At 68.2% G+C, this 18118-nt stretch carries 21 protein-coding genes; 10 read left to right on the top strand and 11 right to left on the bottom strand.

Annotation, left to right across the window (positions count from 1 at the left end; all coding sequences use genetic code 11):
* The first annotated feature begins 23 nt into the window (after nucleotides 1–23).
* Nucleotides 24–734 (top strand): NAD-dependent deacylase, encoded by a 711-nt coding sequence (locus AC13D8_RS12625; RefSeq protein ID WP_482969130.1) that lies wholly within the window; start codon nucleotides 24–26, stop codon nucleotides 732–734.
* Here the strand turns inward: AC13D8_RS12625 and AC13D8_RS12620 are convergent.
* From AC13D8_RS12620 to rpmB, 3 genes are all read right to left on the bottom strand, one after another.
* Nucleotides 722–1180, bottom strand: a complete 459-nt coding sequence (locus AC13D8_RS12620; protein ID WP_482969129.1) for a copper chaperone PCu(A)C — start codon at nucleotides 1178–1180, stop codon at nucleotides 722–724. The genes AC13D8_RS12625 and AC13D8_RS12620 overlap by 13 nt on opposite strands.
* A 40-nt stretch (nucleotides 1181–1220) precedes the next feature.
* Nucleotides 1221–1568 (bottom strand): hypothetical protein, encoded by a 348-nt coding sequence (locus AC13D8_RS12615; protein WP_482969128.1) that lies wholly within the window; start codon nucleotides 1566–1568, stop codon nucleotides 1221–1223.
* Between the two features lie 100 nt (nucleotides 1569–1668).
* Nucleotides 1669–1959, bottom strand: coding sequence for a 50S ribosomal protein L28 (gene rpmB / locus AC13D8_RS12610; RefSeq protein WP_104019607.1), 291 nt, complete (start codon nucleotides 1957–1959; stop codon nucleotides 1669–1671).
* A gap of 199 nt (nucleotides 1960–2158) precedes the next feature.
* Between rpmB and AC13D8_RS12605 the strand changes: the two genes are divergently transcribed.
* Both AC13D8_RS12605 and AC13D8_RS12600 read left to right on the top strand, forming a co-directional pair.
* Nucleotides 2159–2554, top strand: a complete 396-nt coding sequence (locus AC13D8_RS12605) for a (R)-mandelonitrile lyase (protein ID WP_482969127.1) — start codon at nucleotides 2159–2161, stop codon at nucleotides 2552–2554.
* Nucleotides 2555–2733: 179 nt separating this feature from the next.
* Nucleotides 2734–3336, top strand: a complete 603-nt coding sequence (locus tag AC13D8_RS12600) for a hypothetical protein (protein WP_482969126.1) — start codon at nucleotides 2734–2736, stop codon at nucleotides 3334–3336.
* Between the two features lie 73 nt (nucleotides 3337–3409).
* Here AC13D8_RS12600 and AC13D8_RS12595 read toward each other — a convergent pair whose 3' ends face one another.
* The 8 genes from AC13D8_RS12595 to AC13D8_RS12560 form a co-directional block, all read right to left on the bottom strand.
* Nucleotides 3410–4456: a threonine aldolase family protein gene (locus tag AC13D8_RS12595; RefSeq protein ID WP_482969125.1), complete on the bottom strand. Its 1047-nt coding sequence runs from the start codon at nucleotides 4454–4456 to the stop codon at nucleotides 3410–3412.
* Complete coding sequence (locus AC13D8_RS12590) at nucleotides 4456–4935, bottom strand: YcgN family cysteine cluster protein (protein WP_129434340.1); 480 nt, start codon at nucleotides 4933–4935, stop codon at nucleotides 4456–4458. Before AC13D8_RS12590 ends, AC13D8_RS12595 begins: the two co-directional genes overlap by 1 nt.
* Nucleotides 4932–5870, bottom strand: coding sequence for a bifunctional riboflavin kinase/FAD synthetase (locus tag AC13D8_RS12585; RefSeq protein ID WP_482969229.1), 939 nt, complete (start codon nucleotides 5868–5870; stop codon nucleotides 4932–4934). The genes AC13D8_RS12590 and AC13D8_RS12585 overlap by 4 nt, the downstream gene beginning before the upstream one ends.
* Before the next feature lie 20 nt (nucleotides 5871–5890).
* A complete protein-coding gene (locus tag AC13D8_RS12580) occupies nucleotides 5891–9262 on the bottom strand; it encodes an efflux RND transporter permease subunit (RefSeq protein WP_482969124.1) in 3372 nt (1123 codons plus the stop codon).
* A 5-nt stretch (nucleotides 9263–9267) separates the two neighbouring features.
* On the bottom strand, nucleotides 9268–10707 hold the full coding sequence (locus tag AC13D8_RS12575; protein WP_482969123.1) for an efflux RND transporter periplasmic adaptor subunit: 1440 nt from the start codon (nucleotides 10705–10707) through the stop codon (nucleotides 9268–9270).
* A gap of 106 nt (nucleotides 10708–10813) precedes the next feature.
* Nucleotides 10814–11356, bottom strand: a complete 543-nt coding sequence (gene moaB, locus AC13D8_RS12570) for a molybdenum cofactor biosynthesis protein B (protein WP_482969122.1) — start codon at nucleotides 11354–11356, stop codon at nucleotides 10814–10816.
* A gap of 6 nt (nucleotides 11357–11362) precedes the next feature.
* A complete protein-coding gene (locus AC13D8_RS12565; RefSeq protein WP_482969121.1) occupies nucleotides 11363–11983 on the bottom strand; it encodes a LysE family translocator in 621 nt (206 codons plus the stop codon).
* Nucleotides 11980–12792 carry a uracil-DNA glycosylase gene (locus AC13D8_RS12560; RefSeq protein WP_482969120.1) on the bottom strand — a complete coding sequence of 271 codons (813 nt, stop codon included), beginning with the start codon at nucleotides 12790–12792 and terminating at the stop codon, nucleotides 11980–11982. Before AC13D8_RS12560 ends, AC13D8_RS12565 begins: the two co-directional genes overlap by 4 nt.
* A gap of 159 nt (nucleotides 12793–12951) precedes the next feature.
* Between AC13D8_RS12560 and AC13D8_RS12555 the strand changes: the two genes are divergently transcribed.
* The 7 genes from AC13D8_RS12555 to rpsD all read left to right on the top strand — a co-directional run bounded on the left by AC13D8_RS12555 (nucleotide 12952) and on the right by rpsD (nucleotide 18105).
* A complete protein-coding gene (locus AC13D8_RS12555) occupies nucleotides 12952–13893 on the top strand; it encodes an aspartate carbamoyltransferase catalytic subunit (protein ID WP_482969119.1) in 942 nt (313 codons plus the stop codon).
* Nucleotides 13890–14420 carry a hypothetical protein gene (locus tag AC13D8_RS12550; protein WP_446248574.1) on the top strand — a complete coding sequence of 177 codons (531 nt, stop codon included), beginning with the start codon at nucleotides 13890–13892 and terminating at the stop codon, nucleotides 14418–14420. The genes AC13D8_RS12555 and AC13D8_RS12550 overlap by 4 nt, the downstream gene beginning before the upstream one ends.
* Nucleotides 14421–14440: 20 nt before the next feature.
* Nucleotides 14441–14869 (top strand): hypothetical protein, encoded by a 429-nt coding sequence (locus tag AC13D8_RS12545; RefSeq protein ID WP_482969118.1) that lies wholly within the window; start codon nucleotides 14441–14443, stop codon nucleotides 14867–14869.
* Nucleotides 14870–15002: 133 nt separating this feature from the next.
* Nucleotides 15003–16283, top strand: coding sequence for a dihydroorotase (gene pyrC, locus AC13D8_RS12540; RefSeq protein WP_482969117.1), 1281 nt, complete (start codon nucleotides 15003–15005; stop codon nucleotides 16281–16283).
* Nucleotides 16283–16894 (top strand): glycerol-3-phosphate 1-O-acyltransferase PlsY, encoded by a 612-nt coding sequence (plsY, locus tag AC13D8_RS12535; protein ID WP_482969116.1) that lies wholly within the window; start codon nucleotides 16283–16285, stop codon nucleotides 16892–16894. Before pyrC ends, plsY begins: the two co-directional genes overlap by 1 nt.
* A 22-nt stretch (nucleotides 16895–16916) precedes the next feature.
* On the top strand, nucleotides 16917–17270 hold the full coding sequence (locus tag AC13D8_RS12530; protein ID WP_482969115.1) for a DUF805 domain-containing protein: 354 nt from the start codon (nucleotides 16917–16919) through the stop codon (nucleotides 17268–17270).
* Between the two features lie 214 nt (nucleotides 17271–17484).
* Complete coding sequence (rpsD, locus tag AC13D8_RS12525; RefSeq protein WP_129432650.1) at nucleotides 17485–18105, top strand: 30S ribosomal protein S4; 621 nt, start codon at nucleotides 17485–17487, stop codon at nucleotides 18103–18105.
* Nucleotides 18106–18118: the final 13 nt, after the last annotated feature.

Genomic DNA, 18118 nt, shown 5'->3' with positions numbered 1-18118 from the left:
CAGATATAGACGGGGAGGTCGCGATGGAAAAGATCGTCATTCTCACCGGCGCGGGGATTTCCGCGGAAAGCGGGCTCGCGACCTTTCGCGACGCGGGCGGCCTGTGGGCCAAGCACCGGATCGAGGACGTGGCCACGCCCGAGGCATTTATCCGCGACGCGGGCCGCGTGCACCGTTTCTACAACGCCCGCCGTGCGCAGGCCGCCGGCGTCCGGCCCAATGCCGCGCACGCGGCGCTTGCGCGGCTGCAGGCGTCGCACCCCGGCGAGGTGGTCATCGTCACGCAGAACGTGGACGCCCTTCACGAGGCGGCGGGGAGCCGGGGAGTGATCCACATGCACGGAGAGTTGGGGCGCGCGCTCTGTGCCGCTTGTGGCCACCGGTGGGACGCGCCACCGGAGATGTCACGCGCCGATGCCTGCCCGGCCTGCGGTGCGTGCGCCTGCCGCCCCGACGTGGTCTGGTTCGGCGAGATGCCCTACCGGATGGAGGAGATTCTGGACCATCTGGCCGGTGCCGACCTATTTGCGGCCATCGGCACATCGGGGCAGGTCTGGCCTGCGGCTGGATTTGCGCAGGAGGCGGCAGGCGCGGGCGCGCATTGCGTCGAGATCAATCTGGAGGCGTCTGCGGTGGCAAGCGATTTCCACGAGGCGCGGCAGGGCCGCGCCTCGCGTGTCGTGCCCGAGTGGGTGGCGGGCCTTATCGGAGAGGCGGGCGTTCAGTCGCCGTGACCTTGCCCGGCCTTGCGCGCGAGATCGACCGGCACCTCGATCTCTATCTCGCCGGATTTCTCAAAGACGAGGGTGAGCGAGATGGTCTTGCCCTGCTCGAACGGCTCGGCCAGGCCCATGAGCATGACGTGGTTGCCGCCGCGCTGGAGGAAAATGGTCTCGCCCGCCGGGATGGCAAAGCCCTCCTCGACATGGACCATCTTCATCACGCCGTCTTTTTCGCGATGGGTGTGAAGCTGCGCCAGCTTGGCGGCGGGAGAAGTGACGCCGATCAGCCGATCATCCGCGTCGCCGATATTCTCGATCAGCATGAAGGCCGCACCGGTCCGGGCCATCGGGCTGGCGCTGCGGGCGTAGGGGTCGAGCACGTGGATTTCCTGCGCCATGGCGGGCGCGGCGAGGGTGAGGGCGGCAAGCGCCGTGAAGGCGGTGGATCTGAGGGACATGGCGTCGCTCCTGTGGGTCTGGTTGCGGGAAAGTGTGAACTCAGACCCGGAGCGGCGGCGCGCGCGCCAGCATCGCCGGGCGCGCGGGCGCGGCGGCGTGGCTCGCCTCGGCGAAGGGCGTGCGCGCGGTTGTGCAGGCGGCGCGCGGGGCGGGCAGGGGATCGCGCAGCGGGCTGGCGTGGAAGGCGAGCAGGCAGTCGGGGCAGATATGCGGTGGCGCCACCGGCTGTCCGTCGGCATCGACGGCCAGTCGTTGCATCCCCTCGCCGGTGCAGATCACCATCACCCCCACCGGCCCCGGCGCGCCGCGCGCCACCGCGAGGGTGACGCTGGTCAGCGCCAGAAACAGGCAGAGCCCGAGAGTGGTTATGCCGCGCGAGGCTGTCATCGCCCGAAGGTATAGGCGGGTCCGGGCGCGCGCGGCAAGCGACAAAACGAAACAGCCCCGCCGCGGCGCGACGGGGCTGGTCTGTCGGATCGGGCCGGGCTCAGGCGGTGGCGGCCTGTGCGCGGGCGATCTCTTTCTTGACCTTCAGCGCGGCGGCCGAAAGCTCTTCGTCCTTGGCCTTGGCGAGAAAGGCGTCGAGCCCTCCGCGATGATCGACGCTGCGCAGGGCGTGTGCCGAGATGCGCAGCTTGATGCCGCGGTTCAGCGTCTGCGATTGCAGCGTCACGTCGTTGAGGTTCGGCAGGTACCGGCGCTTGGTCTTGTTGTTGGCGTGGCTCGAGTTGTTGCCGACCATCGGGCCTTTTCCGGTCAGTTCGCAGCGGCGCGACATGGGGTCATCCTCGTCTCTGGGTGAGGGCATCGAGGCCCTGTCTCAATACAAACGGGCACCGCCACAGGCAGCGCCCCGAATTCCGTGAACGGTGCTTAAGCGCAAAGCCACGGGCCGTCAAGAGAGTCGCCGGGGAAAAAGCGGCGTTGCATCATGCGGTGCGCGGCGTAGGATCGGGAGCGAAACAAGGGAGTGGCCAATGGAAATCATCAGGACAGATACACGCGCGAGCCGTCCCGCCGATCCCGAGTATTTCACCGGCACGGTCTGGCACGAGCCGGTGATCGGCGAGGGGGCCGGGACCGATGTCCGCGCGCTGCGCGTCACCTTCGCGCCCGGCGCGCGCACCGCGTGGCACACGCATCCGCGCGGGCAGACGTTGCATGTGCTGTCGGGCGTGGGCCGCGTCGCCACCCGCGGCGGCGCGGTGGAGGTGATCCGCGAAGGCGACACGGTCTGGATTCCACCCGGCGAGGAGCATTGGCACGGTGCGGCACCGGACCGCGTGATGTGTCACCTTGCCATCCAGGAATCGGTGGACGGGCGCACGGCGGACTGGCTCGACCATGTCAGCGATTCGGATTACGCGGGCTGAGGGCGTGGCGGTCGCCGCGTGGCATGGGGACATTGGATGGACGCAGGGTATCGGGCACGGCGTCGGCCGCCTTGAGGGTAACGGTGGAATGAGGGATGGGGCCCAGAGTGACACTGCTGCCTTTGCGATGGAGTGCTGAACCCGTATATTCAGACACTTTACTGTCGCGGAAGGCTATCATGACAGAAGACGACAAGAACGATGATTTGGAACGCTATGTTCGGATTATGAACAAGGGTCATGGCTACGCTGGTGTATTCAATTACGATAACAGCGACGACAAGCGCATTGTGGAAAAAAGGACCATCGAAGAATGGCGTGCGTCTATCGAAGCGGAGTTTGGCATTGAAATGGATACGCCACAGCCCAACCCGAATGATCCGCCTGATTTCTTCGTTTCGATCAGAGGTCAACGGTTCACGGTTGAACTCGTGCAACTCGTTGAGCAAGAACACAAAAGAAGGGCCACAAAGGATGAAATGCCATTCGCGGGGCAGTTGTTCTTGGATATGCAATGGTCGCGAGAACGGTTAATCTCGAAGTTGCACGAGCTGATCTTCAAGAAAGGAGAAAAGTACAAGAAGGCTGAGCTAGAAATTGATGTACTACTCATTCACACAGCTGAGACTTGGCTAACTTCGACCGAAGCGCGATCGTGGCTCGAAGATGTAAGCATCAAGACCCACCCCAGCATCCGCACTGTTTCCCTTCTCTTTGACTATGAGCCTGGCAGGCGCGTAGATCATTGGCCATTACTTCCTGTCTACGGTGAGCTAGCTTAGCAGCCCAACGGCGGCTGAGTCCGCATACCCGCCCCTCAGACCTTCGTCCGAGCTACCGAGGGCCCAGAGGCAACTACCCCGCCGCCATCTCCAGAAACCGGTCGATCTCGTCCTCGCCCACCGACCAGTCGCAGACGAATCGGGCCATCAGCGGCTCTTCGTCCGGGCCTGCGTCCAGCGGCCCCTCGTAGAGCGCGTAGGCCGCGCCCGCCGCCCTGAGCCGCCGGTGGGTGGCCCGCGGCAGCCGGGCGAAGATCATGTTGACCTCGCGGTTGTGCACCATCTCGGCCCCCGGCACGGTCCGCAGGCCCTCGGCCAGCCTGGCGGCGTGGGCATTGGCGATCTGCGCTGCGTCGCGCCAAGCATCCGCCGTGACATAGCCCAGCATCTGCGCCGAGAGATACCGGTGCTTGGAGAAGAGATGCGCCGAGCGCTTGCGCCGCAGCTCGAATTCCCAGGCGTTCTCGGGGTTGAAGAAGATCACCGCCTCGACGCCGAGACATCCGTTCTTGGTGCCGCCGAAGCTGACGGCGTCGATGCCCGCACGCCACGTCATCTCGGCAGGGGTGCAGCCGAGCGCCGCCGCCGCGTTGGCAAAGCGCGCGCCGTCCATGTAGGTGGGCAGGCCGTGATCGCGCGCCACGCCGCAGAGCGCGGCGATTTCCTCGCAGGTATAGATGCGGCCGCGTTCGGTGGCCTGCGTCAGCGACACCGGTCCGTGCTGCGGGTTGTGGACGTCGCCCGCGAGCCAGCCGCCGATGGCGCGCTCCAGTTCATCCGGCGTCATCTTGTCGCCCGTGCCCACGAGGCTGAGCTTGGCGCCGCCGGTAAAGAACTCGGGTGCGTTGCATTCGTCGGTGTGGACATGCGCGAGCGGCGTGCAGAACACGGTCTGCCACGGCTCCGACAGGGTGGCGAGCGCCAGCGCGTTGGCCGCCGTGCCGGTGGCCACGAGGTAGACGCTCGCCTGCGGGGCTTCGAACAGGTCGCGCAGCCGGTCGCGGACCTCTTCCATCAGCGCCTCGGCGCCGTAGGAGGGGGCGTGCCCCGCGTTGGCGGCGATCATCGCCTCCATCACCTGTGGCAGGGCGGGACCGGCATTGTCGGAGGCGAAGTGCATCAGGTGGGCTCCTCTATGATGTGATCTTCCCACTCCTCTTCCGGCACGTCGAATTCCGGCAAGGTCCTGTGCTGAACCGAGACGCCCGCCGCGTGCACGCTCTCGGGCGTGCCCGAGATGAGCGGGTGCCAGTCGAAGAGCGGCCTGCCCTCGTGGAGCAGCTTGTACGCACAGGTTTCGGGCAGCCAGTAGGCATGGCGCTCGATCGTGTGGGGCTTGAGCGAGATACATTCCGGCACGAATTGATGCCGGATCGGATATTGCGCGCAGCGGCAGGTGGTGTCGTCGAAGAGCCGGCAGGCGACGCGGGTCAGCGCCACCTCGCCGGTCTCGTCATCCTCCAGCTTGTTGAGGCAGCACTTGCCACAGCCGTCGCAGAGCGCCTCCCATTCCGCCTGCGTCATGCGGTCGAGGGGTGTTGTCTCCCAGAAGCGGGGGCGCAGGCCGCTGCGGTCGATGGGATCGTCGGCGTCACTCATGTCGCGGCCAGGATGTCGCGGGCGCGGGCACAATCGGCATCCATCTGCGCGATGAAGGCGTCGAGGCCGTCGAATGTCTCTTCGGGGCGGAGGTAGTCGACGAGGCCGACCGAGAGATGCGCGCCGTAGAGGTCGCCGGAGAAATCGAACAGGAAGGTTTCGAGATTGGGCACCCGGCCCTGAAACATGGGCCGCAGCCCGAGCGAGGCGGCACCGTGATACTGCCCCGCATGCGGGCCGTCGAGGACGTCCACGAGCACTGCGTAGATGCCGAAGCGCGGCGGGTGCAGCCCGGCGATGGACATGTTGGCCGTCGGGTATCCAAGCGTGCGTCCGCGCTGCTCGCCGCCCACCACCGGCCCTTCGATCCGGTGCCAGTGGCCCAGCATTTCCGCGGCATCGCGCGGGCGGCCTTCCGAGAGTGCCTGCCGGATCGCGGTCGACGATACTTGTCCGTCCGAGCCTTCGAGCAGGTCGGCGATGGTCACGCCGAAGCCCATTTCCGCACCGAAAGCCTGCAGGTCGGCGGCGTCGCCCGCGCGCCCCTTGCCGAAGCAGAAATCCGCGCCGACCACCACGTGGCGCAGTCCCAGCCCACCGGCCAGCACCTCGCTGGCAAAGGCGCGCGGGCTGAGCCCCGCGAGGGCCGCGTTGAAGGGCAGTTCGTACAGCCGCTCGACCCCGATTTTTTCCAGCCTGTGGGTACGCGCCTCGGCGCTCATCAGCCGGAAGGGGGGGGCGTCGGGGGCAAAGAATTCGCGCGGGTGCGGCTCGAAGGTCAACACGCCCAGAGGTGCACCGATCCGCGCGCCTGCGTCGCGGGCGATGTCGATCACGTGGCGATGACCGATGTGGACGCCGTCGAAATTGCCGATGGCGACGGACGCGCCCCGGTCGGCCTCGGTGGCAAAGCTATGGTCGCGCACGATCCGCATGGCGCAGGCGTAGCGCCGGATCAGGGACGGCGCAAGCCGCTTTGGCGGCGCCTGCACGTCGCCACCATCGCCCCGATCCAGATCAGTGAGAGCAGTATTGCCGCCCCGCCCGCCTGCAACACCAGCGCCGCCTGCATCGGTGCGAGCGGCACGAGCCCCGCAAGCGGCGCGGGCAGTGCGCCGGTGGCCAGCACCCAGCCTACCGTTGCCGCGAACCACGCCGCCAGCGCAGCACCTGTGCCCCGCATCAGTGCCGCCAGGCCGCCACGCCGCGCCCGCCAGCCGCGCGCCAGCGCCGTGAAAGGCCGCCCCAGGTCGCGCCCGATGGCCAGAAGTGCGGGTACGAGGATCAACACCAGCACCATGCCGAAGCCGAGGCCATAGACCAGGGTGATGACCGTCGGCTTGAGAAACTGCGCCTGTGTCGAGCGCTCGAACAGCAGCGGCGCGAGCCCCATTACCGTGGTGAGCGTGGTCAGCACCACGGCGCGCAGCCGGTCCGCCGTGCCCTCGATGATGGCGGGGATCAGCCCGCGCCCCCGCGCGTGCCCGTCGATCGCGGTCACCAGCACGATGGAGTCGTTGATGATGATGCCGGTCATGCCCAGAAGCCCCACCACCGAGAACATCGACAGCGGCACGTCCCAATGTGCATGCCCCCAGATCGCGCCGACAAGGCCGAAGGGGATCACGGCCATCACCGCAAGCGGCCGCGCCCAGCTTGCAAACACCAGCGCCAGCACGAGGTAGATGCCCAGCAGCGTCAGCATCAGCCCCAGCCGCGCATCGGCGAGGAAATCGTCCTCCTGCTCGGCTAGACCGCCCATGCGGTATTCCACCCGGTGCTCGCCCGCGATGCGCGGCAGGATCTCGGTCTCCAGAGCGCGGGTGATTTCGGCGGCGCGGGCGGGGTCGTCGCCGGAGATGTCGCCCGTAACCGTCACCAGCCGCAGCCCGTTCTCGCGCCGCACGGTGGCAAAGCCGGTGCGCGTGGTGACTGTGACGATATCGGCCACCGGCACGTATTGGCCGGTGGCGCTGCGCACCATCGTGGTGTCGAGGAAGTCCGCCGACATGTCCGCCTCGGGCAGTTCCACCCGCACCGTGGCAGAGCGCGGCCCGTCGGGATATGTCGCCGCCTCGATGCCGCTCACCCTGTTGCGCAGCGTGCGCCCCAGCGCGTCGATGTCGAAACCCAGCGCCTGCCCGTGGGGCGTCAGTTCCAGCACCAGTTCGGCCTTGTCCCAGGCCAGCGTGTCCTCCAGCGCCGAGACCTCGGGCTCTTGTGCCAGGCGCGTCTTGAGCGCCTCGGCGGCGACCTTGAGCGTTTCTGCCGTGGCCCCGTAGAGGGCGATGTCGATGGCGTCCCCGCCGGGGCCCGAGCGCGACCCGCGAAAGCTCAGCGCCTCGGTCATCGGCAGGCGCGGCGCGCGTTCCTGCAGGTCCGCAAGGAAAGCGAAGCTGGAATAGGGGCGCAGGTCGGCGTCGATCAATTCGATGGAAATGCCGCCCTTGAGGTCGTCCTCGCGCGTCTCGGACCCGGCCATGCCGCGCCCGGCATGGTCGCCCACCTGCGCGAGCACATGCTGCACGGGGTTCTGCCCGTGGCGCGCGGCGTATTCTTTGCCCAGATCCTCCACCGCCTGTTGCAGCGCGCGCATTTGCGCCAGTGCGTCGGCGCGCGTGGCACCCGGCGCCATCGCGAAATTGCCTGTAACGCTGCCGCGCTCGGGCGCGTTGAAGAACCGCCACGTCACGTCGCCGCGCACCACGCTCGCGACCTGCACGGCCAGCAGCAGCACCGCCGCCGCCAGCACCGCGTAGCGCGCCCGGATCACCAGCCCCACGAGTGGCCGGAAGGCACGGTCGCGAAAGGCCGTGAAGCCGCGGTTCGTCACCCGGCTCGGAATGTCGTACCACCGCTCGCGTGCCGAACGCGCCAGCGCGTGGGCCATGTGGTTGGGCAGGATCAGGAAACATTCCAGCAGGCTCGCCGTCAGCACGGCGATGACGGTGAAGGGGATGTCGTAGATGAGGTTGCCGAACCGCCCGCCTATGATCGCGAGCCCGAAGAACGCGATCAGTGTCGTTAGCGTCGCGGAAAAGACCGGCAGCGCCATGCGCCCGGCGGCGCGTTCGGCGGCGATGGGGGGCGGTTCGCCATAGCGGCGGTGGCGGGCGTCGGCGTGCTCGCCCACCACGATGGCGTCGTCCACCACGATCCCCAGCGTGATGATGATCGCGAAAAGCGAGATCATGTTGAGCGTGAGCCCCGCGGCATACATCAGCGCCAGCGCCGCCAGCATCGCCACCGGGATACCCGCCGCCACCCAGAAGGCCGTGCGCGCGTTGAGGAAAAGGAACAGCAGCCCTACCACCAGCGCCAGCCCGGTGGCTGCATTGTCGAGAAGCATCGTCAGGCGGCTTGAAATGGCCTCGGACCGGGTACGCACGAGCTCGATCGCTACGCCCTCGGGCAGGCGGCGCAGCATCTCGCCCGCAATCTGTTCCACCTTTGCCTGCACGTCGAGCGCGTCGCCCTCGGCGGGGCGGTCCACCCGGACGGTGACGGCGGGGGCGTCGCCCACGTAATAGGCCAGCCCGCGGTCGCTGCCGCCCGCGCGCACCGTCGCCACGTCGCCGATCGTCAGCGCCGTGCCGTCGGGCCGCAGACGCAGCGGGATGGCGGCGATCTCGGTAGGGCTGCGTCGCTCGGTGCCGGTGCGCAGCCGCGCGTTGGCCCCGGTCACGTCGCCCGCCGGGGCGGCATCGACGCGCGCGGCGATGGCGGCGGCGATCCCGGCCATGCTCAGGTCATGGGCGACGAGCGCGTGCGCGGGCACCTCGACCCGCGTTTCGGGCACCGCCACCCCCGAAACGGTCGCCCGTGTTACCCCGGCGGCGAACAGCCGGGCGACGAATTCGTCGGCGATACGGGCCAGTTGCTCCGCCCCGACCGGCCCGGTGATGACCACGTCGGTCACGCGGTCGCGCCACGCGCCACGGCGGACCACCGGTTCCTCGGCATCCTCGGGCAGGTCGGTTATCTGTCCCAGCGCGGACTCGACCTCGTTGGCGGCGCGCCCCATGTCCCAGCCGGGCTCGAATTCGAGGGTCATCGCGGCGCTGCCCTCGCGGCTCGTGGCGCGCGCCTCGGTTACCCCCTCGACCGCCAGCAGCGCGGGTTCGACAAGCTGCACGATCCCTGCGTCCACGTCCTCGGCGCTCGCCCCCTCCCAGGCGACCGTAACGGAGACATTGTCCACCACCACGTCGGGAAAGAACTGCGCACGCATGTTCGGCGCGGCCATCAGCCCGAGCGCCACCATCAGGATCAGCAACAGGTTGGCCGCCGTTCGGTGCCGGGTGAAGAAAGGGATGATTCCGCCCACGGGGGTTATCCGCCGACTCTGGCTTCGATCCGAGCCACGGTGCGCGCGGGCACGCGCGGTCGGGCGAGATCGGCCAGCAGGCGGCGGCGTTCGTGTTCGGGGAGCGCGGTGTCGGCCTCGACCTGAGCGCGCAGCCGCGCGCGCCGCTCGGAACTCAGAGACACGGTGTCCGCCTCTTCCCTGCCGATGCGCCGCACCTTGAGGCCGGGGCCGAGCGCCGGGCTGCGCTCGGTCACGATCTCGCGCCCGGCCACGCCGGGGGCCGAGAGCAGCACGTCGTTGACCTGCCGCCGCAACAGCGTGACCGGCAGCACCTCGAGCCGATCCCCGTCGCCCACCGCGAGTACCGTGCCATCCCCGCCCAGCGCCGATGCCGGTAGCCGCACGACCCCGTCGAGGGGCAGTTCCTCGACGCTGACGTGCACGAAGTCTCCGGGTTTGAGCGCTGGTGCGCCGCCCAGCGCGGCAAAGATCATGCGACCGCTTTCGCCTTCGGCGACGGCGGCGGCCTCGCGCGCGATATGGCCTGTCGCGCGGACCGAAGTGTCGCCGCTGTCGAGCGTGGCGGTAACGGGCAGGGGCATCAGTGCGCCATCCGCGTCCAGAAGCCGTGTGTATTGCGCCGTCGAGACGCGAAATGCCGCCTCGAGCGCGCGCCCGTCAACCAGCCGAGCCATTTGTTCGCCCACCGCGACGATCCCGCCCTCGACCGCGCTCACCTCGTTCAGCCGTCCAGAGAACCCGGCGGTGATCCGCGTCTCGGCCAGCCGCCGTCCGGCCTCTGTCAGCGCCAGTTCGGCGCGTGAGACCGATGTCGCGGCCTGATCGACGCGCGCCTCGGCGACGGCCAGTGCCTGACGGCTCGCGAGTATCGCCTGCCGCGCCTGCATGACGTTGTATTCGGCGCTCTCGATCGCGGTGAGGGTGCCTACGCCGCGCGATTCGAGGTCGCGTTGCCGCGCCAGCGCGCGGGACTGAAGTGCCGTCTGATCCTCGCGCGCCGCGAGATCGTCCCGCGCGAGGATCAGCGCGCGATCGGCCTCACGCGCCTCGGCGCGGGCATCGGCGAGGTCGATCCGCGCGCGTTCGCGGGCGTCCTCTGCCTGCGCCGGGTCGATCCGCACGAGGAACTGCCCCGCCTCGACGGTGCCACCCTCGACGAAACCCTCGGCAAGCTCGACAATTTCACCGGCGACCTGCGCCCGGATATCGAGGGTGCGGCGGCTCTCGATCCGGCCGAACGCCGCGAGCTGTGGTGTGACGGTTTCGGATTCGGGCGTGACGGTGCGCACCGCGAACACGCGCTCCCGCCTCTCGGGGGCTTTCGTTTCATGCGCCATTCGCGCCTCGACGGCGTCCCGGATCACTTGCCCGGCATAGCCAAGCAGTCCCGCCGTCAGTGACAGGATGAAGAGGCCCAGTAATCCCTGGCGCAGAAACCGCATGGCGCGCACCCTCGTGCAACCGGTCCGGCTGGCGTGCGGACAGTGTTGAATCTAGCCATTGCCGGGCAAATGCCAAGCCGTGAGGCCCTTTACACGCGCGCCGTGCTCATTTCCGGCGCTGATGTTCGTCGAGCCGCGGCATGATTTCCACGAAATTACAGGGCAGGTGCCGGTAATCGAACTGGTGGCACAGGATTTCGTCCCAGGCGTCGCGACAGGCACCGGGGCTGCCGGGCAGGGCAAAGAGGTAGGTCCCGCCCGCGACGCCGCCGGTGGCGCGGCTCTGCACGGCGGAGGTGCCGATCTTTTGCATCGAAACAATGGTAAAAACCGTGCCGAATGCGTCGATCTCTTTTTCGTAGACGTCGCGATGCGCCTCGACGGTGACATCGCGACCGGTGAGCCCGGTGCCGCCGGTGGAAATGACCACGTCGATATCGGCGCTGGCGATCCATTCGCGCAATTGCTCGACGATCTGGTCGCGTTCGTCGCGCACCACCATGCGATCGGCCAGCGCGTGGCCCGCCGCCTCGATCCGCTCGGCCAGCACGTCGCCCGAGCGGTCCTGCGTCAGGTCGCGCGTGTCCGACACTGTCAGCAGCGCGATGCGCACCGGGATGAACTCCTTGGTTTCGTCGAGACGCGGCATAGGGCGTCAGCTCCTTTGCATGAGGGCGAGGCGGGCAGCGAGGGCGGTAAAGATCCCTGCCGAGACGAGCCCGACCCCGCGCGCGAGCCGGGGCGAAGTCGCGAGACGGCGGCCGAGCCCCCCGGCGAAGACCCCGACCGCGCCGTTGATAATGAGGCCGCCCAGCGCCAGAACGAGGCCGTAGACGAGGAATTGCGGCAGGATCGCGTGGGCCGGGTCCACGAATTGCGGGATAAAGGCAAGCACGAAGAGGATCACCTTGGGATTGAGAAGGTTGACGACCATTCCCTCGCGAAAGGCGCGGGCTGCGCCCATCGCACGGGCTTGTGCCCGAACCGGCCCTTGCCGCAGCGCGCCCCAGGCCAGCCATAGCAGGTAGCCCACGCCCAACCATCGGATCACGTCGAGCGCCAGCGGAAACGCTGCGATGGCGGCGGCAAGGCCCAGCCCGGCAAGCGTGACATGCACCATGCCGCCCGCCGAAATGCCCGCGCTCGCGGCGATGGCCGGGCGCGGGCCCGCCCGCAGGCCGAGCCCGAGGCAGAACATCATGTCCGCCCCCGGCGTGAGGTTGAGCGCCAGCGCGGCGGGGATGAAGGCCAGCAGCGTGAGCGGCTCGACGATCATGCGCTGCCCCCCTCCAGCCGCGCCTTGAGTGCCAGAAGATCGGCCCATGCCTCGCGCTTGGCCGACGGGTTGCGCAACAGGTATGCGGGATGGAACATCGGCAGGGCGGGCTTGCCGTATGCTTGCGCCCACTGCCCCCGCAGGCGCGTGATGCCCCGCCGCCCCAGACCCGCGTCGCAGCTAACGTTGCCCATCAGCACCACGAGATCGGGCGCGACCAGCGCCACGTGCCGCGCCATGAATGGGCGCAGCATGGCGATTTCCTCGGCGCTGGGGTCACGGTTCTGCGGCGGACGCCAGGGCGAGATATTGGTGATGTAGAGCGCGGTCTCGGGGTTCGCGTCGCCGCGTGACAGCCCGATCGCGGCGAACATCCGGTCGAGAAGCTGGCCGGCGCGACCCACGAAGGGGCGACCCTGCAGGTCCTCGTCGCGCCCCGGTGCCTCGCCGATGATCATCACCCGCGCCGCCGGGTCGCCATCCGCAAAGACGAGATTGCGCGCGCCGCGCTTCAGGTTGCAATGCGGGTAGGTGCCGAGTGCCGCGCGCAGCGCGTCGAGCGTGGTGGCGGTGGCGGCTGCGGCCTGCGCGTCGGCCACGGGATCGCCGTCCGCGGGCGGGGTCGTCGCGGGTGCCGCGATTTCATGAGTGGTGGCGGGTTGTGCCGGGGGCCTTGCCGCCGGTTGGGCCGTCTTGTCCGGCAGGTCGTAGCGATTGACCGGCGCATCCCCGATCGCCTCGGTCGCGCCAAGTTCGATCTGCCAGGCGAGGCTTGCGAGGGCAGTCTCGGATGTGAGGGGCGATTCCATGCTGACACGCTATCGCGCGGCATCGGCAGGGGAAAGAGGGCAGGCCGTCGCGCCGCGATCGTGTGAAGAGAGTATTCATGGAAAGATGAAGCCCGGTGCCGCGGCTTGCCCCTGCGACATCGCCTTTCTATAAGCGGGGGAAACCGCATCGGAGGCGGCATGACCTACCCGCACGCGCATCTTCTCGGGATCGAACCGCTCAGCCCCGGCGATATCACCGGAATCCTCGACCTGGCCGAGGAATACGTGGCGCTCAATCGCAGCGAGGCCAAGCACCGTGACGTGCTGAGCGGGCTGACGCAGATCAACATGTTCTTTGAGGCATCGACCCGCACGCAGGCGAGCTTTGAGCTGGCTGGCAAGCGGCTTGGGGCGGACGTGATGAACATGGCGATGCAGGCCTCTAGCCTCAAGAAGGGAGAGACGCTGATCGACACCGCGCTCACCCTCAACGCCATGCATCCCGACCTTCTGGTGGTGCGCCATCCGCATTCCGGCGCGGTGGACCTGCTTGCGCAGAAGGTGCGCTGTGCCGTGCTCAACGCCGGCGACGGTCGGCACGAGCATCCGACGCAGGCGCTGCTGGACGCGCTCACCATCCGCCGCGCCAAGGGGCGGCTGCACCGGCTCAACATCGCCATTTGCGGAGACATCGCGCACAGCCGCGTGGCGCGCTCCAACATCCTGCTGCTGGGCAAGATGGAGAACCGCGTGCGCCTCGTCGGCCCGCCGACGCTCATGCCCGCGGGCATCGCCGAGTTCGGGGTCGAGGTGTTCGACGACATGAAGGCGGGGCTGGAGGGCGTGGACGTGGTGATGATGCTGCGGTTGCAGCGCGAGCGGATGGATGGCGGATTTATCCCCAGCGAGCGCGAGTATTACCACCGCTTCGGCCTCGACGCCGAGAAGCTGGCCTATGCCAAACCGGACGCCATCGTGATGCACCCCGGGCCGATGAACCGGGGGGTCGAGATCGACGGCGAGATCGCCGACGACATCAACCGCTCGGTGATACAGGACCAGGTGGAGATGGGTGTGGCGGTGCGCATGGCGGCGATGGAGCTGCTGGCGCAGGGCCTGCGGGCGCGCCGCGCGGCATGAGCACCGTGCTCCATGTCCCCGCGTACGAGGCGCATGTGGTGCGCGTCTTTTCCGTGCTGGAGGACGCGGGCGCGCCGCTCGATGACGCGGCGGTGATGGACGCGCTGGGGGCCGATGGCGCGTTGAACGGCCAAGAGATCGAGCTGTTCGATCTTGGCGATCTCGGTGCCATGCCGCTGTCCGAATATCTGGTCGAGGGCCATGGGATTGCGAAGGCGGACATCGCGGAAATGCGCCCGCAGATCGACGGGCTGACGGGCCGGGTGCTGATCCTGCCGTCGCGCGCCTTTGGCGGTCGCGCGACGGTGCTGCGCCCCGGGCGCGGTCTGCGCCTCGTGTCCCGATTCGAGGAGGATGTGCCAGAGGTGCGTTTCGAGCGGCTGCCCGCGGGCGGTGCGGCGGGCAGCCTGGCCCCGTCTGCGGGCCCCGGCCATTCGCGCCGCGCGGCACGGCTTGCGGCGGTGGTGTTCTTTGCTGGGCTGGCGGTGCTCGTGGCGCTGGTGATCTGGCTGGTGGTAACGCCATGAGCGAGGGGCCGATCCATTCCATGACCCCCACCACCGCACTCGCCGAGGGCGAGCGCGTGATCGAGAGCTTTCACCCCGACCGCGCGACCTATTGGCGCGATCACGCGTGGCTCGCGGCGGGAGCGATGGCGCTCGGGATGGCGGTGCTCTGGGCCGCTGGCAATCCCCATGTCTGGACCGGTGCGGTGGGCGGGCTTGCGGCGGTGGCCGTGCGCGCTTTTTACGTGGCCTCCGACGAGCTGCAGGCGCGCTGGGACTTGACCGACCGGCGGCTTCTCGGGCCGCTCACGCGGGCGGTGCGGCTGGCGGAGATCCGGACGGTGCGGGGGCTGGGCAGCGCGGTGCAGGTGGTGACGGCCTCGGGCGACAAGCACCTGATCAAATACCAGGCGGACCGTGGGGCGACCGAGGCCCGTATCCGCGCCGCCGCCGGCCTGAGGGAGGGTTGAGCGATGCAGGAGCCGAAAGACCCGCGCATGTCCGGCAAGATCGCGATGGTGGCGCTGGCGGTGATCGCGGCGCTGACGGTGGTAATGGTATGGGTGGCGGGATGAGCGAAACAAGAGGCAAGGACGGGACGGCATGACCACCACACTCTTTACAAACGCCCGCCTGATCGACCCCGAGGCGGGGACGGACGGCCCCGGCTGGCTGCTGATCGACGGCGGTGTGATCGCCGGGCGCGGCAGCGGCGAGGACAGGCCGCAGGCCGAGGCGGTGGTCGATTGCGGCGGGCAGTGTCTCGCCCCCGGGATCGTCGATATCGGTGTGAAGGTCTGCGAGCCGGGCGAGCGGCACAAGGAAAGCTATCGCTCCGCCGGGCTGTCGGCGGCCGCGGGGGGGGTCACCACCATGGCCACGCGGCCCGACACGCTGCCTGCCATCGACAGCCCCGAGGTGCTGGAATTCGTGGAGCGCCGCGCCAACGAGGCGGCGCCCGTGAACGTGCTGCCGATGGCCGCGCTGACCAAGGGGCGCGAGGGGCGCGAGATGGTCGAGATCGGGTTCCTGATGGATGCGGGGGCCGTGGCCTTTACCGATTGCGACCACGTGGTGCGCGACACCAAGGTGCTGGCCCGGGCGCTGAGCTATGCGCGCAGCCTGGGTGCGCTGGTGATCGGCCATCCGCAGGATCCCGGGCTGAGCGCGGGGGCGGCGGCCACGAGTGGAAAATTCGCCTCGCTGCGAGGCCTGCCTGCCGTCTCGCCGATGGCCGAGCGGATGGGGCTCGATCGCGACATTGCCCTGCTGGAAATGACGCAGGCGCGCTATCACGCTGACCAGATCACCACCGCCCGCGCGTTACCTGCCCTGCACCGGGCAAAGCGTAACGGTCTGGATATCACGGCGGGCACGAGCATCCATCACCTGACGCTCAACGAGCTCGACGTGTCGGACTATCGCACCTTCTTCAAGGTCAAGCCGCCGCTCCGGTCCGAGGAGGACCGGCAGGCGGTGACGGAGGCGGTGCGCGAAGGGCTGATCGATATCATCAGCTCAATGCACACCCCGCAGGACGAGGAGAGCAAGCGCCAACCATTCGAGGCGGCGGCGAGCGGGGCGGTCGCGCTGGAGACCCTGCTCCCGGCGGCGCTGAGGCTCTACCATGCCGAGGCGCTTGACCTGCCGACGCTGTTTCGTGCGCTGTCGCTAAACCCGGCGAAGCGGCTGGGGCTATCTGCCGGGCGGCTTGTGCAGGGGGCGCCTGCGGACCTCGTACTGTTCGACCCTGGCAAGCCGTTCATCCTCGATCGGTTCGCGCTGCGTTCGAAATCCAAGAATACGCCGTTTGACGGGGCGCGGCTTCAGGGTAGGGTGAGCGCCACCTATGTCGCCGGTTGCTGTGTTTACGAGGCTTCCTGATGCCCCCTGTCGAGAGCGCCGCCAGCATCCTGATCCTGTGGGCCGTGGCGGGCTACCTGCTGGGCTCTATCCCGTTCGGCATGGTGCTGGCGCGGGTGATGGGGCTGGGCAACCTGCGCGAGATCGGGTCGGGCAATATCGGGGCTACCAACGTGCTGCGCACGGGCAACAAGGTGGCCGCCGCGCTCACGCTGCTGCTGGACGGCGGCAAGGGGGCGCTGGCGGTGCTGCTGGCGCGGGCGATTGCGGGCGAGGGCGCGGCGCAGCTCGCGGGGCTAGCGGCCTTTGCCGGGCATTGTTACCCGGTCTGGCTGGGCTTTCGCGGGGGCAAGGGTGTGGCCACGTTCCTTGGCCTGCTGCTGGCGCTCGCGTGGCCCGTGGGGATCGCGGCGTGCCTGACATGGCTGGCCACGGCGGTGGTGGCGCGCATCTCGTCGTTGGCGGCGCTGGTGGCGGCGGTGCTGGCTCCGGTCTGGGCGCTGGTGTTGGGCCACGGCGCGGCGGTGGCGCTGGCGACCTGCCTCGCAGCGCTGATCCTGTGGCGGCACCGCGGCAACATCGCGCGGCTGCGCACCGGAACCGAGCCGCGCATCGGTCAAAAGGACAAGTGACAAAGGCAAGGAGTTTCGGACCATGGATTTCATGACGGCGGTCAGGACGGTTCTCACCGATAATTACGCCAATTTCAGCGGACGCGCTGCACGCTCCGAATTCTGGTGGTTCGCGCTTTTCGTCCTGGTGGTGAGCCTCGTGCTGCAATTGATCCTCGGCGATATCGTCAGCGCGATCTTTTCGCTGGCCGTGCTCTTGCCAAGCATCGCCGTTGCCGTGCGCCGCCTGCATGATGTGGACCGCTCGGGCTGGTGGTATCTGCTGGTTCTGATCCCGGTGATCGGGGGGCTGATCCTGATCTTTGCGTTCTTCATCCATCGCGGTACGGCGGGTGACAACCGCTTCGGCCCCGATCCGCTGGCCAATCAGGGCTGACCCGGGGCAGGGGACGCTGCCCCCGTCGCGCATCCGCGCGGCTCCCGCACAGGTATCTGGACCAGGAAGAAACCGGGGCGCGCGGGTGGTTGACAGCGCGCGCGCTGGGTATATAAGCGCGGCTTCATTGGTGTTGGTGGCCCTCGCAAGGGGATGCCTGTCGGGAGCAATCCAGAGGACAACGCCCTTCGACATTAAAAGAAGGAGATCAGCCGTGACCAAACGCACGTCTGCCAAGTACAAAATCGACCGCCGCATGGGCGAGAACATCTGGGGCCGCCCCAAGTCGCCGGTCAACCGCCGCGAATACGGCCCCGGTCAGCACGGTCAGCGCCGCAAGCAGAAGATCTCCGACTTCGGCCTGCAACTGCGCGCCAAGCAGAAGCTCAAGGGCTATTACGGCGATCTCACCGAGAAGCAGTTCCGCCGCATCTATGCCGAGGCAGAGCGTGTCCGGGGCGATACCGGCGAGCTGCTCATCGGCCTGCTGGAGCGCCGCCTCGACGCGGTGGTCTACCGCGCCAAGTTCGTGCCCACCGTCTTTGCCGCGCGGCAATTCGTCAATCACGGCCACGTGCTGGTGAACGGCAAGCGCGTCAACATCCCCTCCTACCGCGTGAAGGAAGGCGACGTGATCGAGGTGCGCGAGAAGTCCAAGCAGCTTGTCTCCGTGCTCGAGGCCGTGCAACTGGCTGAGCGTGACGTGCCCGATTACATCGAGGCCGACCATTCCAAGATGACCGCGACCTTTGTGCGCACGCCGGCGCTGGGCGATGTGCCCTACCCGGTGATGATGGAGCCCAACCTCGTCATCGAATACTACGCGCAGAACTAAGCGTTCTGACCAG

It is taken from the genome of Roseovarius sp. B-10 (assembly GCF_056859295.1).
The sequence above is the reverse complement of the archived record's forward strand: the minus strand, read 5'-3'. Positions and strand labels throughout refer to the sequence as shown.

Bases quoted from the DNA above. Each gene is read 5' to 3' on its own strand.
- AC13D8_RS12600 (WP_482969126.1), top strand. From the start codon at position 2,734: ATGACAGAAGACGACAAGAACGATGATTTGGAACGCTATGTTCGGATT.
- AC13D8_RS12545 (WP_482969118.1), top strand. From the start codon at position 14,441: ATGACCCCCACCACCGCACTCGCCGAGGGCGAGCGCGTGATCGAGAGC.
- moaB (WP_482969122.1), bottom strand. From the start codon at position 11,356: ATGCCGCGTCTCGACGAAACCAAGGAGTTCATCCCGGTGCGCATCGCG.
- AC13D8_RS12565 (WP_482969121.1), bottom strand. From the start codon at position 11,983: ATGATCGTCGAGCCGCTCACGCTGCTGGCCTTCATCCCCGCCGCGCTG.
- AC13D8_RS12560 (WP_482969120.1), bottom strand. From the start codon at position 12,792: ATGGAATCGCCCCTCACATCCGAGACTGCCCTCGCAAGCCTCGCCTGG.
- AC13D8_RS12595 (WP_482969125.1), bottom strand. From the start codon at position 4,456: ATGCACTTCGCCTCCGACAATGCCGGTCCCGCCCTGCCACAGGTGATG.
- plsY (WP_482969116.1), top strand. From the start codon at position 16,283: ATGCCCCCTGTCGAGAGCGCCGCCAGCATCCTGATCCTGTGGGCCGTG.
- AC13D8_RS12590 (WP_129434340.1), bottom strand. From the start codon at position 4,935: ATGAGTGACGCCGACGATCCCATCGACCGCAGCGGCCTGCGCCCCCGC.
- AC13D8_RS12575 (WP_482969123.1), bottom strand. From the start codon at position 10,707: ATGCGGTTTCTGCGCCAGGGATTACTGGGCCTCTTCATCCTGTCACTG.
- AC13D8_RS12550 (WP_446248574.1), top strand. From the start codon at position 13,890: ATGAGCACCGTGCTCCATGTCCCCGCGTACGAGGCGCATGTGGTGCGC.
- AC13D8_RS12585 (WP_482969229.1), bottom strand. From the start codon at position 5,870: ATGCGGATCGTGCGCGACCATAGCTTTGCCACCGAGGCCGACCGGGGC.
- rpmB (WP_104019607.1), bottom strand. From the start codon at position 1,959: ATGTCGCGCCGCTGCGAACTGACCGGAAAAGGCCCGATGGTCGGCAAC.
- AC13D8_RS12620 (WP_482969129.1), bottom strand. From the start codon at position 1,180: ATGTCCCTCAGATCCACCGCCTTCACGGCGCTTGCCGCCCTCACCCTC.
- AC13D8_RS12625 (WP_482969130.1), top strand. From the start codon at position 24: ATGGAAAAGATCGTCATTCTCACCGGCGCGGGGATTTCCGCGGAAAGC.
- pyrC (WP_482969117.1), top strand. From the start codon at position 15,003: ATGACCACCACACTCTTTACAAACGCCCGCCTGATCGACCCCGAGGCG.
- AC13D8_RS12605 (WP_482969127.1), top strand. From the start codon at position 2,159: ATGGAAATCATCAGGACAGATACACGCGCGAGCCGTCCCGCCGATCCC.
- AC13D8_RS12615 (WP_482969128.1), bottom strand. From the start codon at position 1,568: ATGACAGCCTCGCGCGGCATAACCACTCTCGGGCTCTGCCTGTTTCTG.
- AC13D8_RS12530 (WP_482969115.1), top strand. From the start codon at position 16,917: ATGGATTTCATGACGGCGGTCAGGACGGTTCTCACCGATAATTACGCC.
- AC13D8_RS12555 (WP_482969119.1), top strand. From the start codon at position 12,952: ATGACCTACCCGCACGCGCATCTTCTCGGGATCGAACCGCTCAGCCCC.